The sequence below is a fragment of the Roseateles sp. P5_B10 genome (assembly GCF_056400485.1).
On record NZ_JBFULE010000805.1, the window covers coordinates 1 to 2,325 of the forward strand.

Below are 2,325 nucleotides of genomic sequence, written 5' to 3' on the forward strand. Positions count from 1 at the left end.
GATAACCCTGCATCTCATTGCAGACCAGCTCCTGCAACAAGCGCCGCTGCGCCTCGGTCTCCACGCCTTCGGCCACCACGTTGAGCTTCAGAGAGTGCGCGAGCGTGATGATGGTCGAGACCAGTGCCAGGCCTTCCGAGCTGGTGGTCATGTCGACGACGAAGGAACGGTCGATCTTGAGTGTGTCGACCGGCAATTTGGACAGATAGCTCAGCGACGAAAATCCGGTACCGAAGTCGTCGATGGCGACACGAACGCCCATCGCGCGGATCGCGCGCAGGCTGCTGATGCTATGCAGCACGTCCTCCATGATCAGGCTTTCTGTGATCTCCAACTCCAGGCCGGCCGCTGCCTGCGGGTCGATGCTGATGGCTTGCTCAACCTCGGCGATGAAGTCGCGATTGCGCAGCTGCAGCGGCGACACATTGACGGCGATACGCACGGCTGAAAAGCCGTCGCGGCGCCAGCGCAGATAGTCGCTGATTGCACTGCGCAGGGCCCAGCGCCCAACCTCGTAGATCAGACCGGTCTCTTCGAGGATCGGAATGAACTGGGTCGGCGGTACCAGACCCGTGCGTGGGTCATTCCAGCGTATCAAGGCCTCGGCGCCAGTCAGCAAGCCGCTGCGCAGATCGACCTTGGGTTGGTAGTGAAGTACGAATTCCCCGTTCTCCAGCGCCTGTCGCAGCTGGTTCTCGAGTGCCAGCTTGCTGGCTACCGAGGCGGTCATCTGCGGCGTATAGAACAGGTAGCGGTCACCGCTGGATTTGGCCTTTTTCAAGGCCGCTTCGGCGTTCTTGAACAAGCTCTCGGCGCTGGCGCCGTCGTCCGGGAACACCGCGACACCCACCTTGACGGAGATGCGGAACACCGCCTCATTGAGCGGGAAGGAATGGTTCAAGAACGCCATCAAAGTCTGCTCCAGCAGCTGCCGTATGCCGCTCTGGTGCGTGACACGCGGCAGCACCGCGGCGAAGCGGTCCGAACCGATGCGTGCCACCAGACCAGCATCGCCCATTTGCTGAACCAGCCACGCGGCGACCTGACGCAGCAGTTCGTCGCCGGTCACCTGGCCCAGGCTGTCGTTGATGTTCTTGAAGCGTTCGAGATCGAACAGGAACACGGCCATGGGGTGGCCGCCGGCGATAGCGGCGAGCAGATGCCATGTCACCCGATCAAGGAACAGCGTGCGGTTCGCCAATCCGGTCAGCACGTCGAAATAGGCGAGGTACTCCAGCCGCTCCAGTTTCTCGATATGGTCGAGCGCGAAGGAGATATCGCCGGCCAGCTCCTGCAATAGCTGCATTTCCTGCGCATCGAATATGCCGGCCTCGCCCGAAAACAGCGCCATGACTGCCCATGGCTGCCCGTGCAGCGTCAAAGGGAAATAGCCAAATGATCGGTAGCCCCCGCCCCGCAGCTCGGCGCGGAATGGCGCTATCGCCAGGTCGCTCTCGATATCGTTGCAGATCACTGGCTGCGATGACCGAAGCGCTCGGCAGGCCGGCCGGTCGCTGCTCGGTGCGTCTACGCGGGCACTCGGCGGGATAGGGTTGACATTGCCCGGCTCGCTGCCGTGCGAGGCGACTGCCTTGCATTCCAGGGTCAAGGGATCCATGACACCGATCCAGGCCATCTTGAAGGCGCCGAGGTCGACTGCCAGCCGGCTGGCCTCGCGGAACAACTCGTCGTAGCCGCGCGCGCGCACTATCAGCGCATTGATGCCACTCAACATCGCATAGACGCGGTTCAGGCGCCTGATCCTGTTTTCGCCGATCTTCTGCTCCGTGATGTTGAGGTGCATGACCACCACGCCATTCGGGCGCTGCTGGGCCAACGGCGTCACTGTCAGCAAAAACCACCTTTGCTCGGTCGTCGAGTCACAGGGGTACTCGATCGAAAAGCTCTTCGATCCTTCCATCAGCACCGCACGTATGCCCGCTGAGACGATGGGCCCCTCGCTCCCTCCGTCGCCTATCGCGTCATCGCACACCTTCAGGTAATTGACACCGACCGCATAGCGTGGCCCCTGCAGCGCGTTCGCGGTGGCGAAGCAGCGCCACGCCTCATTCACCGCAACGATGGATCCCTGTGCATCGAGAACGGCGATATGGGCGGGCAGAGCATCGAGAATCGCGGCCTGCTTCACCGCCTCGTTGCGGCGTGAGTGCTCCTGGGAGCGGCGCAGCAGGGAGGTCCGACCGAGTTGGTCAGTCACCGTGTCCACCTCGCCCCCGGTCAGCTCCTCCAGCCTTTGTTCGATCACGTGGAAAGATTCGATCAGCCTGGCGATCTCCTCGCTGACATCGTCAGCCGGCGGTAGCT

At 62.4% G+C, this 2,325-nt stretch carries 1 protein-coding gene; it reads right to left on the bottom strand.

Annotated features, from left to right (window positions below):
* The coding region (locus AC1DU6_RS27880; protein ID WP_477861092.1) for a putative bifunctional diguanylate cyclase/phosphodiesterase at nt 1-2,325 on the bottom strand (2,325 nt) is incomplete at both ends.